Source organism: Rhodococcus sp. H-CA8f (assembly GCF_002501585.1).
Classification (GTDB): domain Bacteria; phylum Actinomycetota; class Actinomycetes; order Mycobacteriales; family Mycobacteriaceae; genus Rhodococcus_F; species Rhodococcus_F erythropolis.
Genome location: NZ_CP023720.1, coordinates 1336540 through 1351249, shown reverse-complemented (window position 1 = coordinate 1351249; position 14710 = coordinate 1336540). Strand labels below are relative to the sequence as shown.

Annotated in this window: 13 protein-coding genes; 6 read left to right on the top strand and 7 right to left on the bottom strand. The window is 60.6% G+C overall.

Annotated features, from left to right (window positions below):
* Positions 1-103: 103 nt before the first annotated feature.
* Both CPI83_RS06525 and CPI83_RS06520 read right to left on the bottom strand, forming a co-directional pair.
* Positions 104-409 carry a DUF6412 domain-containing protein gene (locus CPI83_RS06525; RefSeq protein ID WP_029256089.1) on the bottom strand — a complete coding sequence of 102 codons (306 nt, stop codon included), beginning with the start codon at positions 407-409 and terminating at the stop codon, positions 104-106.
* A 34-nt stretch (positions 410-443) separates the two neighbouring features.
* Positions 444-1340 (bottom strand): LysR family transcriptional regulator, encoded by an 897-nt coding sequence (locus tag CPI83_RS06520; RefSeq protein ID WP_097386972.1) that lies wholly within the window; start codon positions 1338-1340, stop codon positions 444-446.
* A 203-nt stretch (positions 1341-1543) separates the two neighbouring features.
* Between CPI83_RS06520 and CPI83_RS06515 the strand changes: the two genes are divergently transcribed.
* Positions 1544-3010: an MFS transporter gene (locus tag CPI83_RS06515; protein WP_232816874.1), complete on the top strand. Its 1467-nt coding sequence runs from the start codon at positions 1544-1546 to the stop codon at positions 3008-3010.
* Positions 3011-3151: 141 nt separating this feature from the next.
* Here the strand turns inward: CPI83_RS06515 and CPI83_RS06510 are convergent, their stop codons facing one another.
* Complete coding sequence (locus CPI83_RS06510; RefSeq protein WP_080945764.1) at positions 3152-3745, bottom strand: alpha/beta fold hydrolase; 594 nt, start codon at positions 3743-3745, stop codon at positions 3152-3154.
* 299 nt (positions 3746-4044) lie between these two features.
* Here CPI83_RS06510 and CPI83_RS06505 point away from each other — a divergent pair, with 299 nt between their 5' ends.
* Positions 4045-4584 carry a C40 family peptidase gene (locus tag CPI83_RS06505; RefSeq protein ID WP_021332140.1) on the top strand — a complete coding sequence of 180 codons (540 nt, stop codon included), beginning with the start codon at positions 4045-4047 and terminating at the stop codon, positions 4582-4584.
* Positions 4585-4774: 190 nt separating this feature from the next.
* Positions 4775-5011: a hypothetical protein gene (locus CPI83_RS06500; RefSeq protein WP_020970572.1), complete on the top strand. Its 237-nt coding sequence runs from the start codon at positions 4775-4777 to the stop codon at positions 5009-5011.
* On the opposite strand, the gene CPI83_RS06495 is transcribed toward CPI83_RS06500, so the two are convergent.
* Both CPI83_RS06495 and CPI83_RS06490 read right to left on the bottom strand, forming a co-directional pair.
* Positions 4986-7346, bottom strand: a complete 2361-nt coding sequence (locus CPI83_RS06495) for a LuxR C-terminal-related transcriptional regulator (protein ID WP_097386971.1) — start codon at positions 7344-7346, stop codon at positions 4986-4988. The genes CPI83_RS06500 and CPI83_RS06495 overlap by 26 nt on opposite strands.
* 88 nt (positions 7347-7434) lie before the next feature.
* On the bottom strand, positions 7435-9768 hold the full coding sequence (locus CPI83_RS06490; RefSeq protein ID WP_097386970.1) for a LuxR C-terminal-related transcriptional regulator: 2334 nt from the start codon (positions 9766-9768) through the stop codon (positions 7435-7437).
* A gap of 197 nt (positions 9769-9965) precedes the next feature.
* On the opposite strand from CPI83_RS06490, the gene CPI83_RS06485 reads away from it, so the two are divergent.
* The 3 genes from CPI83_RS06485 to CPI83_RS06475 all read left to right on the top strand — a co-directional run bounded on the left by CPI83_RS06485 (position 9966) and on the right by CPI83_RS06475 (position 13107).
* A complete protein-coding gene (locus tag CPI83_RS06485) occupies positions 9966-10691 on the top strand; it encodes a GntR family transcriptional regulator (protein ID WP_020908886.1) in 726 nt (241 codons plus the stop codon).
* A gap of 107 nt (positions 10692-10798) precedes the next feature.
* Positions 10799-12373: an NCS1 family nucleobase:cation symporter-1 gene (locus CPI83_RS06480; RefSeq protein ID WP_097386969.1), complete on the top strand. Its 1575-nt coding sequence runs from the start codon at positions 10799-10801 to the stop codon at positions 12371-12373.
* Positions 12374-12378: 5 nt separating this feature from the next.
* Positions 12379-13107, top strand: a complete 729-nt coding sequence (locus CPI83_RS06475) for an aspartate/glutamate racemase family protein (RefSeq protein WP_019745045.1) — start codon at positions 12379-12381, stop codon at positions 13105-13107.
* Here CPI83_RS06475 and CPI83_RS06470 read toward each other — a convergent pair.
* Positions 13074-14249, bottom strand: a complete 1176-nt coding sequence (locus CPI83_RS06470) for an MFS transporter (protein ID WP_097386968.1) — start codon at positions 14247-14249, stop codon at positions 13074-13076. The two genes, CPI83_RS06475 and CPI83_RS06470, sit on opposite strands and share 34 nt — an antisense overlap.
* A 99-nt stretch (positions 14250-14348) precedes the next feature.
* Complete coding sequence (locus CPI83_RS06465) at positions 14349-14660, bottom strand: metalloregulator ArsR/SmtB family transcription factor (RefSeq protein ID WP_021345375.1); 312 nt, start codon at positions 14658-14660, stop codon at positions 14349-14351.
* Positions 14661-14710 lie beyond the last annotated feature (50 nt).

The following is a 14710-nucleotide window of genomic DNA, read 5'->3' as shown; positions in this document are numbered from 1 at the left end:
CCTCACCGAGAGGCACGCTCACCGGAGATGAGAGCGCGGGAATGGTCGTGGACGCAAGACGTCTGACCGACCTACGACGAGTTCACTCCCGCCGACGGCCGATCTACAGACCGATTCCCGGAGCTCGAGGCTGTGGACGGCCGGGCGCGTCCGGGCTGCTCTGCCTGCGGAAAGCGCCACGCAGGCAGCGTTCGTCATCAGAGGGGCCAGTGGCCGAAACCGCGCATAGCTGCAGAAGTTCGTACTTCGACGACGTTGCGAGGGCTGCGACCACGAAGACGGCAATCGCAGTTCCCAGCACCGCGGCGCTACCCGACGATCCAAGCGGAGGCACGGCGAGAAGAGCGATGAACGGCAGCAGAAGCAGCAACAGTGACCGTGTCACCGTTCCCGTGCTCCGCTGTTGCATGACTGCGAGAGTACAGAACGTCTGCCGAATCCAGCTAGACGCTTGCCTCACGTACTTGTTCGCGCAGCCATTTGTGTGCTGGATCGTGGTCCAGCCGACCGTGCCACTGTTGGTGGATGGTGACGGCCGGTAGTTCGGTCGGCACCGCAAACCAGGCGACATCGAGGCGAGCGGCAAAGTATCGGGCAAGCCTTTCCGGCACCAGTGCAACGAGATCGCTGTCGGCCGCCATGAGCGCCGCCGCAACGGGCGAGGCAACCACCGCGATCACCCGCCGGCGCATTCCGACTGCGGACAACGCGTCGTCGATCGGTCCGTGTGTCCGGCCACGTCTGGATGTCGAGACATGTGGATGCTCACACAACTGCGCGAGTGTCGGCTGAGCCGTGCGGGCCAACGGCGACGACTTCGATACCAAGCCCACATGACCCTCTCGGTAGAGAATCTCACTGCACACATCAGAGGACGGCAACGGATCAGCGCCGATATCGAGATCGATCGAACCGTTCCGCAGCGAGTCGACGTCCTCGTTTCCCTCTCCGACACAACGGATTACAGCGTTCGGCGCTTCCGCCGCGAAACGCCGGACCAGAGCCGGGGTGAGGCTGGCCGCCGTGCCCTCGTTGATTCGGATCACGAAAGTCCGCTCGAGTTCTGCTGGTTCGAAGTTCTTGCGGTCGATCAACAGGCCTTGCGCCCCTTCCAGGAGCGATCGGACCTGAGGTGCTGCACGCAACGCAAACGGCGTCGGTACCAACCCACGCCCGGCACGAACAAAGATCGGGTCATCCATCGCACGCCGGAGACGCCCCAAAGCCCTACTGGTTGCCGGTGTCGACAAGTTCAATCGCTCGGCCGCGCCGGTGACACTGCCCTCCGCTACCAGAGCGTCGAACACTCTCAAAAGATTGAGGTCCATATCCATCGCCATAGTTGCACCATACGCAACTATCTACTGCAATCTTTGCAGTAGACGCACGTTACCGAGATCCCTACTGTCGTTTCAGTAGCCGAATTGGCTGTCGATCAACAACTCCCGCAATAGAACAAATTCCCGCAAAGAGGTGCGTCTTGTCCACAAATACTTCGATACCGACGGAGGGTCGGGCGAACTCGGACGCGCGACAAGGATTGGTGCTCGCAACGTTGTGCGCGGTCACCGTCCTCGTTATTGCGTTCGTCGCGGCCATCAACCTGGCAGTTCCGCTCCTGACGTCCGGGTCTCTGCATCCTTCCTCGACGCAGCTTCTATGGATCGTCGATTCCTACGTCACGGTCTTCGCCTGTCTGGTGATCCCCTGCGGGGCACTCGGTGATCGCTTCGGACGCAAAGGGGTGCTGACCATCGGGTTGATCCTCTTCGCAGCAGGCGCCGCCGTGTCCGCGAGTTCCCCCACAGTGGCGGTGATGCTGATCGGCCGCTGCGTCACCGGAGTCGGAGCCGCCTGTGTTCTGTCGAACAGCCTCGCAATCCTCATGCACGCGACTCCCCCACAGAAGCGTCCTCGCGCAATTGCCATTTGGGCATCGTCGACCGGATTCGGCGGCGTGGCAGGGAATGTCGGTGGTGGCGCGCTTCTGCAGACCGGGTCCTGGCGCTGGTTGTTCGTCGCCGTCGTACCCATCGCGTTGGCAGGTGGTGCCGCAGTCGCCAACCTTGCTCCTCGCACCCCTCGAAATCACCGCGGTCTCGACCCTGTCGGAACCGTCTTGCTGACGGCGGCGACGTTCGGGTTGCTGGTCGGCATCATCGAAGGACCCGAAAGTGGTTGGGGCAGTACCACGGTGATCACAGCGTTCGTCGCGTCGGCGTCGCTTTATGCGGCATGGATCATCGTCGAGCTCCGCGTCGAGCAACCCTTGCTGGATCCGCGGTTGTTCCGCCTTCCTCTGCTTCGCGCGGGATGCCTGGGAATGACCGTCGCGTTCTTCGGTCTGTTCGCACTGTTCTACGTCAACGCATCATTTCTGCAGTACGCCAAGGGATTCAGCGTTCTCACCACCGGCCTGGCGGTGATACCGCTGACCATTCCACTGCTGTTCGGTGCTCGCTTCGTGCCGCTGATCTCGGCTCGTCTGGGTTCCACCATCACCGTGGCGGCAGCGTTCGCGTTCATCGGGGTCGGCATGTTCGGGCTGTCGACCAGCACAGCCCACACTCCCTATTTCGCCTACGCGTTGTGGCTCGTCGTCATCGGCATCGGCGCGGCAGCCGCGCTCCCCGTATTGACTCACGACATCGCGGACTCGCTGCCCCTCGAACAGGCAGGCGTCGGTTCAGGACTGCAGGCGACGGCACGAGAATTCGGCAGCGCCTTGGGCGTCGCCGTCATCGGCACCATCTTGACCAGCCGTTTCGTCAGCGCATTGCCCGACGCGATGCGCGACGGAGACGGCGCCGCGCCACGCACGGTCGCAGACGGACTCGAGATGGCCGACACTCCCCTCGCTCACGACGCCGTCCTGAGTGCCTTCACCACCGGCGCGGACAGCGCCGTGCGCGTCATCGCGGTCATCACCCTGATCGCCGGCTGCCTGGTCACTGCGCAATCCGCGTGGTCGAACAGAACGCGAACGAAGGAGACAGAACAGGCGCACTGACAGCGCGTCCGGCCAGTGATTCCGTCAGCACCTGGCCGAACAATTCCGCATCGTCGATAAGCCAATTGTGATTGCCCGGAACCTCGCGAACCTCGGGATCACCCAAGGCGGCGCAGACAGCATGAAAACTCGTTCGCGGAATCACATGATCATCGGCTCCCCACAACACGACAACAGGCATCGCGCGGACTCGTCGAGTCGAAACTGTGGGATTCTGCGAGCGTGTACCGACTCGGCAGCCTCGACCATCGCCGACCCACACCAGTTCCACCACGGACGTTCACGAATCGGGCGCTCCTGACCACCAGCACTCGACCACACGCCACCACCAACCGAGTTCACCAGAACCAAGCGCGAGACTCGCGTGGGGAAGTCCCGCGCCACTGCTGTCGCTACACCGCCGCCGAACGAATGCCCGACGACGGTCACCGGACCGGTAACTCCGGCCGCGTCGAGAAACCGCGTCACCCACGCCGCATAACCTTCGAAGTTGCGATCGGCTCGGTCTAGTTCAGCCGTACCGCCAAGTCCCGGAAGCGCAGGCGCAATCACCCTGGATCCCCGGTGAACGACGGCAGCAAGCGCAGATCCATAGGCGCGAGGGGACAACCCCCAACCGTGCAGAAACAGCACTGTCTCGCCGTGCCCACCGACGCCGAAGTCGACAGGTCGAGAATCGACCACGGCGGTGCGCCACTCGATGAATGCATCGGTTCGACTTGCGGAGACAATCATGATCAAATCCCAGTTCAGGTGAGGTTTTTCTCCGGGTGAAGTATCGAACTCGATGTTGCCGCGCACGCATCGGCGCGGCGACGACCGTAGTACCTGCATCGGTACCTACTTCTTTCTTCTGCCACTTCGCGAGACGTCACGATTGCCGACACGCCACTCGAAAACAGGTATGCATCCCGTCCAACTGACCGGCGCGAACACGTCGAGGCGAAACCAGGCTGTGTGTCACAAGCCGAAGCCCGATCACGCCCAGCCGGATACCTGCTTCGGGACGCACCGACGCGAAGGCAACACGAGAAATGTCGCACCACCGATTCACCAGCCCCAGCACGACGAAGAACGCACTCGGAAGGGCGCTTGTCATCGGCGCTCTTTCACTGACAACCCTTGCCGTCAGTATCGACACCGCGAACGCTCAGGCCCCCTTGCTTCCGGACTGGAACACCGCCGGAGTTTCCGTCGTCACGAATCCGGCGAAAGTGTCAGCTTTCGCTTCCTCGGATGGAGGCCGCGCATTGGCAGCCGCAGAGTCCAAGATCGGCGCACCGTACGTCTGGGGCGCGACCGGACCGGACTCGTTCGACTGCTCCGGCCTCGTTCAATGGGCCTATGCACAAGCGGGCGTTTCAATTCCGCGAACTACCTACGACCAGGCGGTCGGCGGAGCTCCGATTTCCCGGGACGATCTCCAGCCAGGTGACGTAGTCCTGTACTACGGCGGGGAACATGTGGGGATCTATGCCGGAGGCGGTGAGGTCCTTCACGCCCCGACGTCCGGGGAGTCGGTCAAACGCGCACCCGTGGACTCGATGCCATACTATCTCGCCCGGCGCTACTGACATGTATCACGTCAACTTGACAAAAAGTCGTGTATCGCAACGATATTCGGGCCGTTCATCACGATCCGAATGCTTGACACTCCCCCAATGCGCGGAATGTGATGCCATCCTCTCCCCCGCGAGCGCGGTCTGCACCAGGTGTCGCGGAGCGCGGTTGGACGTAACGCGGTGTTGCGGAGACGGCACTGTCGTGTCCTGGCGAACGGTTCACGGCGACCCCACGACCGTTCTCGCCATCGTCGAATTGGACGAGGGGCCGTGGCTGTACACGTTGCTCACGGAATCCCCGCGCGCGGATGCGTCCGGACCGCTGCGAGTATTGTTTCAACGGCGAGAACTAGGTAAGCGGTACCCGGTGTTCTGCCTGTGCGGCGACGATAGGGGAGAACTGCAATCGGACTTCAGCTCCGATCTGCTGAACCATTGACCTCGCGCGAGTCACGCTCCTGCGCAGTCGATACCACCCACGCCGCGATCTGCACTCTGGAGGTGAAACCCAATTTCGTCAGCACGTGCTCCACGTGCCCCTGTGCTGTCCGCGGCGAAATGACGAGATGCTCTGCGACAGCGCGGTTGGTCAGGCCCTGCGCAACCAGTTCCGCAACCTGCAGTTCACGACGAGTAAGTCGAATCGCCTCGGTCGACGATGTTTCCGGGACTCTGCGATGCTCGTCGAGCGCGTACGCGACAGCTTCACCCTCGGTCATCACAATTCCCCGGTGAAACTCCTTGTCGAAAGCACTCTTACCCAATGCCTTTTGAGCATCGTTTGCCGCCTTGTCATGGTGGGGTGACAAGATCGGAAGCCCCGCGAGCCGACTCCCGACCTTCTGCCAGTACATCGCCGCAGCGCCGAGCAGAACCGCCGATTGCTTCCAATCACGTTGCGCTGCAGCAATCCACGCCAACTGTTCGATACACCACGCCGAGTTCATTGAAGCGGCCGTGGCCCGCAGACTTCGCGCCAAATGGTCACGTGCGCGCTCGAGGTCACCTCGAAACCAGTCCACAAGCCCTAGATTGCTAAGCGCCGACGCCTGATACATCACTTCGTGCGGCGGTCCGGTGATGGCAAGGGACTCGTCGAAACACTCCACCGACCGCTCCAGCGCGCCGGTAAAGATGCAAGCGAGCCCGAGGGTAATCAAGCCGGCCACTTTGTGCTCCAGATTCTCAGCTGATTGGAAAAGCGATACGGCAGCCTCCAACTTCCTGGCGGCAGTGTCAAATTCGCCGTTGAACGTGTCGACATATCCGTCCGCCCATCCAGCCAGGCCTCGAGAGCGTACATCTCCCACGACCTCGGCAAGGCGCCAACTCTCCGCTACCTGTCCGCGCGCCCGGACGAGGTCACCCTGCATCCCATGCGCTACGGCGTCGATACACAGAATTTCCACGCGATAAGTGTCCGGCTCCCTATCGGAAGCTCTCAGGGTTCGATCCGCCCAGTGCCGCGCCGAAGCGATCCGACCGCCGAGAACCCAGAATCGGTACAGCGCCGCGACCATTCGCGTCGCTGATCGCGTCTGACCCGGCGTCGAGATCGAAAACTCCAGCGCGTCGTAGACGTTGTGCAGTTCACGACCCAGCCTTGCGATCCACGCAGCTTGCTGGTCGCTGATCCACTCGGCTTCCGCACGAACGACCAGCGCTTCGAACCAATCACGGTGGCGCCATCGAAGTTCCACGTAGTCGTTCGAGAACTCGGCCTTCTCACGTCCGTACTCCCGCAGGAGGTCGAGCAGGTGATAGCGAACGGTGCCGTCGATCTCCTCACGAATGAGGATGGACTTCTCGACCAACGCAGTGACGAGATCGAGCACTTCCGTCGAACTCGAATCCTGCCCGCAAACACCCTCGGCAGCATCGAGATCGAACCCACCCGAGAACACCGACAGCCTCGCCCACAACCGTTGTTCACGCGGTGAGCACAAGTCGTAACTCCAATCGATCGACAATCGCAGGGTCTGCTGACGACTGGGAACATCACGCCCACCGGAAGTCAAAAGGCTGTAACGATCAGAAAGCCGATACATGATCTGCTCCGCCGACATAGATCGCAGCCGAGCAGCAGCCAACTCGATCGGCAACGGCAATCCGTCCAGATCGTGGCAGATACGGGCAACGGCATTCCGGTTCCCTTCGGTCAACACGAAACCCGGCACCACAGTCGCAGCTCTTTCTGCGAACAACAAAACAGACTCGTACCGAGCCAGCCCATCGAAAGCGCGCGGCCCCCGCAGTTCCGGCGTAGTGAGAGAAGGAACCCGCATCACCACCTCACCGCCCACACCCAGAGACTCTCGCGACGTCGCCAGAATCTTCACACCAGCACACCGACGCAAGATCGCCCCGGCAAGCCGGGCAACCGAATCCACCAGGTGTTCACAGTTGTCGAACACCAACAGCAGACTCCGATCGGCGCAAAAGTCGATCAAAGCGCGCAGCGGATCAGACGACGAAACCGGCCGCACCCCCAACGTCACGGCGACATAATCCGCGAGCAGATCCGGATCCGACAACTCCCCCAACTCCACCAACCAGGTACCGTCGCTGAACACCCGCTGCAGCGCACCCGCAAGCCGAATCGCGAGACGTGTCTTGCCCACGCCCCCGACGCCGGTCAGCGTCAACAAACGGGACGACTCGAACAATCTTCTGGCATCGGCCAACTCACGCCGCCGACCGACAAAACTCGTCAACTCCAACGGCAAGTTACCGACAACCCGATGATCGGCTTCTGCACGCACAGCGGATGCCATCGACCGACTCGCTTTCTGCGATTCCACTCCAAAACCAACGCTACCCCCGCGAACTGCACCCGAGAAGCGCTCACCACTGCCCGCGATCTCAGCCTCGGGAGTCGGTCTCCTGCTCGGTCGACACGAACCACGCCGCGATCTGCGCTCTGGAGGTGAAACCCAATTTGGTCAGCACATGCTCCACATGACCCTGAGCCGTACGAAGCGAGATCACGAGATGTTCCGCGATAGCGCGATTGGTCAGGCCCCGCGCAACGAGTTCCGCAACTTGCTGCTCACGACGAGTCAGGTGAGGTGCCTCAGTTGACGATGAACCCGGAACACTGCGACGCTCGTCGAGCGCATACGCGACAGCTTCACTCTCGGACATCACAAATCCGTTGCGAAACGACTTGTCGAAAGCACTCTTACCCATAGCCCTACGAGCAGTCTCTGCCGCAGTGTCGTGATGCGGCGACAAACCCGGCAGGCCCGCCAGCCGACCCCCGACCTTCTGCCAATACATGGCTGCCGCGCCGAGCAGAACCGCGGAATTCTTCCAATCACGTTGCGCTGCAGCAATCCACGCTAGTGGTTCGATACACCACGCCGAGTTCATCGGGGCATCGAGAATTCTCAGACTCCGCGTCAAATAATCACGTGCGTCATCTAATTGACCTCGGAGCCAGCCCACCAGCCCGAGGGTTCCCAACGCAAAAGCCTGGAACATCACTTCGTTGGCGGGCACGGTGATCGCGAGAGTCTCTTCGTTGCACTCCACCGAGCGATCGAGGGCCCCGGAAAGAAAGTACGCAATCCCCAGGGTGTCCAGGCCGATCACCACATGCAGCAGATTTTCGTCCAATCGAAACAGCGTCAACGCGGATTCCAACTTGGCCGTTGCGGTATCGAAGTTGCCTCTGAAGGTATCGACGTATCCGTCACCCCATGCCGCCAGACCGCGTGAGCGTACGTCCGCCAAGGCATTCGCCAGGAGCCAGCTCTCGTCGACCAGCGCTTGTGCCCGTTCGAGCTCCCCCTGCATCGCGTGATTCACAGCGTCGATGGCCAAGACATCAACGCGGAACGGGTCGAGCTCCCGATCCTCTGTATTCAGAGCTCGATCCGTCCAATACCGTGCCTGCACAAGCAATCCACCAGAAAGCCAGAATCTGTACAACGCACCGACCATTCGCGTTGCAGATCGCGCCTCCCCGGCAGTGGAAATCGAAAACTCCAGCGCGTCGTAGACGTTGTGCTGTTCACGACCCAGCCGTGCGATCCACGCAGCTTGCCGGTCACTGATCCACTCGGCTTCCGCACGAACGACCAGCGCTTCGAACCAATCACGTTGGCGCCGTCGAAGTTCCACGTAGTCGTTCGAGAACTCGGCCTTCTCTCGTCCGTACTCCCGCAGGAGGTCGAGCAGGTGATAGCGAACGGTGCCGTCGATCTCCTCACGAATGAGGATGGATTTCTCGACCAACGCAGTGACGAGATCGAGCACTTCCGTCGAACTCGATTCCTGCCCGCACACTCCCTCGGCTGCGTCAAGCTCGAACCCGCCGGAAAACACGGTCAGCCGACCCCACAGCTGCTGCTCCGGAGGCGAGCACAAGTCGTAACTCCAATCGATCGACAATCGGAGAGTCTGCTGACGACTCGGTACGTCGCGTCCACCAGAAGTCAAAAGGCGGTAACGATCCGAGAGCCGATCCATGATCTGCTCCGCCGACATACCGCGCAGGCGAGCGGCCGCCAACTCGATCGGAAGCGGGAGTCCATCCAGGTCGTGACAGATATGAGCAACGGCGCGCTTGTTCTCCTCAGTGAGGGTGAAACCGGGGACGACTGAAGCCGCACGCTCGGTGAACAACGACACGGATTCGTACTGGGCAAGTCCCTCGAATTCGCGCGGCTGTTGCTGCGGCGTGGTGAGCGAGGGAACGCGCATCGTCACCTCACCGCCCATTCCCAGCGATTCTCTGCTCGTCGCCAAGATCTTGACACCGGCACATCGCCGTAGGATCGCACCGGCAAACAGAGCGACGGCATCGACCAGATGTTCGCAGTTGTCGAGTACCAACAGCAGACTGCGATCGGAGCAGTAGTCGATCACAGTGTGCAGCGGGTCCGACGAGGACACCGGCCGCACCCCCAAAATCACGGCGACGTAATCCTCGAGGAGTTCTGGATCCGTCTGCTCCCCCAACTCCACCAACCACGCGCCGTCTCGGAACACCCGCTGGAGCGCGCTCGCAAGCCGGATCGCGAGCCGCGTCTTGCCGACACCTCCGATACCGGTGAGCGTCAATAAACGGGACGACTCGAACAATCTTCTGGCTTCGGCCAACTCACGCCGTCGGCCGACAAAACTCGTCAGCTCCAAGGGCAAGTTGCCGACAACTCGCTGGTCGGCTTCTGATCGCACAACGGATGCCATCGACCGACTCGCTTTCTGCCAACCACTACAAATCAACGCTACCCCCGTGTTCGTCGCCCTGAGCAGCGCTCACTTGTGCTTCGTCATCGCAGTCGAAATGACGGCCCCTCACGCATGCGATTCACGACGGCCATGCCGGTGTCACGCGCCCGAAACAACGGATTTCTACCCTGGCAGCGACGAGAAGGGAGACCGACATGCCACCGCGCCGTAGATCGGTACTACTGACGCAACTGGTAATCGATGCTCCCGGCAGTCCACAACAAACGATCCTCGACGAACTGCGCCGAGTGATTCTGTCGGGTTCGGCGCCTCCGGGTACCCCGATCCCTCTCGGCGACGTGGCTGATGTGTTCGGGGTCAGCCGAATACCAGTGCGGGAATCGCTGAAGACCCTGGTCGGAGAGTCGTTGGTCGACCACCGCCACCAATTCGGCTACACCGTTGCTCAGTTGACGCCGGCAGAACTGCGCGAGATGTACATCGTCCGCGAAACTCTCGAATCAGCTGCATTGGCCGTCGCCGTCGAGCAGGCCACCGAAGAGGATCACGAACACGCCGTCGAGGTGAATTCCCGTCTGGAGATCGCGTTGCGCTACGACGACTCTCAGTCCTATCACTGTGAGAGCCGAAACTTTCACCTCGCACTGACCCGACCGTCGCAAATGCTTCGACTTCTGCACATGTTCGAAGCTGCCTGGAACATCACCGAACCGGTACAGCCGATGGTCCATGTTGCCGGCGTCGATCGCCAGGTTCTGCACTCCGATCACACCGCGATGCTGGACGCATTCCTGCGTCGGGACGCAGCCGCTCTTCTGAGTGCTTCCGAAATCCATCATCGCCGACTCAACACCGTGATCGCGACTCTGCCGACAGACACCGGCCTACTGGCCGAGAAAGATATACCGATTGCGCAATAGCTGTGCAACACAGCGTCGATACCTTTCTCTCAACACAGTTTTCATCACTGACGCTGAGAGCTCGTGCACTGTCCGCTGATTTCCTGCACTGATGCACAGGAGCTGTCATGACCGACATTCTTCCGTCCCGAACGACCACTACCCCAACTCCCCCAAAGGAAACCGGCTCGGCCGACCTCGTCGAAGCCGCGGGCCTCCCGGTCGGCGGCGGACTGATCAAACCGGGCTACGACCCTCGTTTGACCAACGAGGATCTGGCGCCGCTTCGCAAGCAGACCTGGTCGTCGTACAACATCTTCGCCTTCTGGATGTCCGACGTACACAGCGTCGGCGGATATGTCACTGCCGGTAGTCTTTTCGCACTGGGATTGGCCAGCTGGCAAGTACTCGTCGCCCTGCTGGTCGGTATCACGATCGTTTACTTCTTCTGCAATCTCGTCGCCAAGCCCAGCCAAGTTACCGGCGTACCGTATCCGGTGATCTGCCGCAGCGTGTTCGGTGTCCTCGGCGCGAACATCCCGGCAATCATTCGTGGCCTGATTGCCGTGGCCTGGTACGGGATTCAAACCTTTCTCGCTTCGGCAGCCCTCGATGTCGTACTGATCAAACTCTTTCCGTCACTCGCACCGTATGCCGTCGTCGAAGATTACGGATTCGCCGGACTCTCCGCACTGGGCTGGGGAAGTTTCATGCTCCTGTGGGTACTTCAGGCCTGTGTCTTCTGGCGAGGCATGGAATCGATCCGCCGCTTCATCGACTTCTGCGGGCCGGCTGTGTACGTCGTGATGTTCATGCTGTGCGGGTACCTCATCTACCAGGCAGGCTGGAGCGCTGTCGATCTCACACTCGGCGACGTCCAGTACTCCGGTTTCGACGCCGTGCCGGTCATGCTCGGTGCGATCGCTCTGGTTGTCTCGTACTTCTCCGGACCGATGCTCAACTTCGGTGACTTCTCCCGCTACGGGAAGTCGTTCACTGCAGTCAAGAAGGGCAACTTCCTCGGTTTGCCGTTGAACTTCCTCGTATTCTCGGTGTTGGTCGTCGTCACGGCGTCGTTGACACTGCCGGTGTACGGCGAACTGATCACCGATCCCGTCGCAACAGTGGCACGAATCGACAGCACCTTCGCCATCGTCCTCGGCGCACTCACCTTCACCATCGCCACGATCGGCATCAACATCGTGGCCAACTTCATTTCCCCCGCCTTCGACTTCTCCAACGTGAGCCCGCAGAAGATCAGCTGGCGCGCCGGCGGGATGATCGCGGCGATCGGCTCGATCCTCATCACCCCGTGGAACCTCTACAACAATCCCGACGTCATCCACTACACGCTCGAAACCCTCGGAGCCTTCATCGGTCCGCTGTTCGGAATCCTGATTGCCGACTACTACCTCGTGCGCAAGCAGAAGGTGATCGTCGACGAACTGTTCAGCATGTCGCCGACCGGAACCTACTGGTACAGCAAGGGATACAATCCTGCTGCAGTGATCGCCACCGTGGTGGGAGCCGTCGTCGCAATGGTCCCGGTCCTGGGCAAGGACCTCACCGGGATGTACACCGCAGCGCAGTACAGCTGGTTCATCGGTTGCGGGCTCGGATTTGCCGTCTACTACCTACTCGCCACGCGCACTTCCCTGGCTGTCCGGAATGCTTCTTCTCCCGACACTGTGACGGTCGACTGATCGTCATGAGAATCAAGGTGATCAACCCCAACACCACGTGGGCGATGACCGCCAAGATCGAGGAATGTGCCCGGGCCGTCGCGGGCTCGGGCACATTCGTCGAGGCCGTCAGCCCTGCGATGGGTCCCGCGTCGATCGAAAGCCACTACGACGAAGCTCTCAGCATCCCCGGAATCCTGGCCGAGATCGCCGCCGGAGAAAAGAACGAAGTCGACGGCTACGTCATTGCTTGCTTCGGTGACCCAGGCCTAGATGCAGCCAGAGAGCTGGCCAAGGGCCCCGTCGTAGCTGTTGCCGAAGCGGCAATGAATTACGCAAGTTTCCTGGGACGCGGATTCAGCATCGTGACCACCCTCGGTCGAACCCGCGGCCGCGCAGCCGATCTGGTGGACCGGTACGGCATGCAGGCTCGGTGCCGGGGTATCCACTCCTGCGAGATTCCGGTTCTGGAACTCGATCGTGATCCCGACGCGCGAAAGGTGATCTTGGAAGCCTGTTTCGACGCATTGGAGCAAGACGACTCGGACGTCCTCGTGCTGGGTTGCGCCGGTATGGCGGACCTGTGCCAGGACTTGTCCGACGAACTCGGTGTCCCGGTAGTCGACGGCGTTGCCGCTGGGGTCACGATGGTTCAATCGTTGGTCACCCTCGGACTGTCGACCAGTGCGCGCGGCGAGTTCACACGGCCACTGCCCAAAATCTACACCGGCACACTGACACCGTTCTCGCTGTGAACGTGCCCGAGCGAGAGTCGAGCACCGATCGTCACCAGTGCCAGGACCGCGAACAATACTCCGGCCCAGACTAATTGACGGTTTTCGAAATGCGCGAGAAACAGTCCACCGACCGCAGTTCCGAGCGTGATCCCCAAGTTGGAGAACGAGATGAAAAGGCTGTTGCCGAATTCAGGCGCGTCGACTGCGTCTCGCCCCATCCAACTCTGCGAAACCACCAGACCACCGGAATGCACTACACCCCAAACCAACACGGCTACAACCATCGCACCGAAGTACGGGCCTGCCAGATAGAGCATCACGTAGACGACGATGTACAGCAAGGGAAAAGCCACAACCGTGCGCACCACACTCTTGGCGAGCACCGCCCCGAAGACGAAGTTGCCGAAGATCATCACGACACCGAAAGCCAAGAGCATCGCGCTGATCCACGATCCGCTCATGCCCGTCACTCCGCCGAGGTATTCGGCGAAGTATCCGTACACCGAGAACATGGCTGCGAAGACGAAGGTGACGGAAAGGATGGTCAACCACACGCGCGGCCGGCGAAGGATCCCGACCTGTGCGCCGTACGACAGGCGTTGTGTCACCGGAGCCGAGGGCAGAAGTACGACAATCCCGAGAAACGCGAGAACGTTGACCACGGCACCGAAAACGAAAGCCGTGGACACCGAGAAGTTCTCGGCCAGATACGACGTCAGCGGTACACCGAATGCGAATCCTACTGTGACACCCGCAAATACTTTCGTCACAGCTGCAGTTGCTTCCTCCGGTGGCACCAGTCGAACTGCACTCGCGAGTGCGAGCGCGAAGAAGACCGGGTGAACCACGGCGGGAATGATCCGAAATACAAACATCACCTCGAAACTCGACGTGCTCGCGTACACCATGTTGGAGACCGCAAAGACTGCAATCGCCACCAACAGAACGGTTTTCCTGTTGATTCCCGAGGTGATCAGCGTCGTGAACGGACCGGTCACCGCCACGACGAGCGCAAACACACCGACCAACCATCCGGCAGTGGACGCGGTGATACCGAACTTTTCGCTGACCTGAGGCAGAACCCCGATAATGCCCATCTCCGTAGTGATGATTCCGAATACACCCAACGCCAGAACCGGTATCAACAATTTCGACTTCACGACACACTCCTTACTACTACGCCACACAAGACAGATACATATCTAGATATATAGATATGTTTGATTGAGCAAAACCGGCCGACGAGGGCAATCCGACCGCTACAGCTTTTCGCGAACGAATTCCCTGAACTCGCCGATCACGGTTTCGTTTCGTCGGTAGTACGTCCACTTCCCGATGCGCTCGGACTCGAGCAGACCCACATCTTTCATGCCCTGCAGGTACCCCGAGATCACCGACTGGGCAAGTCCCGATCGCCCCTGAATGTCACCGACACAGACTCCGATGTGAAACCCGAGATCCTGTTGCGTGTACGAGTCCTCGTCGAAATACTTCGCCGGATGCGCGAGCCACTCCAAGATCTGCAGACGAGTCGGGTTGGACAGCGCCTTGAAGATCGCCAAAGCATCCATGGACCGCACCCCTTCTCCTCGCCAACCGGAACGCATCTACTTTTATGGAT

Bases quoted from the DNA above. Each gene is read 5' to 3' on its own strand.
- CPI83_RS06490 (WP_097386970.1), bottom strand. From the start codon at position 9,768: ATGGCATCCGTTGTGCGATCAGAAGCCGACCAGCGAGTTGTCGGCAAC.
- CPI83_RS06520 (WP_097386972.1), bottom strand. From the start codon at position 1,340: ATGGCGATGGATATGGACCTCAATCTTTTGAGAGTGTTCGACGCTCTG.
- CPI83_RS06465 (WP_021345375.1), bottom strand. From the start codon at position 14,660: ATGGATGCTTTGGCGATCTTCAAGGCGCTGTCCAACCCGACTCGTCTG.
- CPI83_RS06525 (WP_029256089.1), bottom strand. From the start codon at position 409: ATGCAACAGCGGAGCACGGGAACGGTGACACGGTCACTGTTGCTGCTT.
- CPI83_RS06475 (WP_019745045.1), top strand. From the start codon at position 12,379: ATGAGAATCAAGGTGATCAACCCCAACACCACGTGGGCGATGACCGCC.
- CPI83_RS06485 (WP_020908886.1), top strand. From the start codon at position 9,966: ATGCCACCGCGCCGTAGATCGGTACTACTGACGCAACTGGTAATCGAT.
- CPI83_RS06505 (WP_021332140.1), top strand. From the start codon at position 4,045: ATGTCGCACCACCGATTCACCAGCCCCAGCACGACGAAGAACGCACTC.
- CPI83_RS06480 (WP_097386969.1), top strand. From the start codon at position 10,799: ATGACCGACATTCTTCCGTCCCGAACGACCACTACCCCAACTCCCCCA.
- CPI83_RS06495 (WP_097386971.1), bottom strand. From the start codon at position 7,346: ATGGCATCCGCTGTGCGTGCAGAAGCCGATCATCGGGTTGTCGGTAAC.
- CPI83_RS06510 (WP_080945764.1), bottom strand. From the start codon at position 3,745: ATGATTGTCTCCGCAAGTCGAACCGATGCATTCATCGAGTGGCGCACC.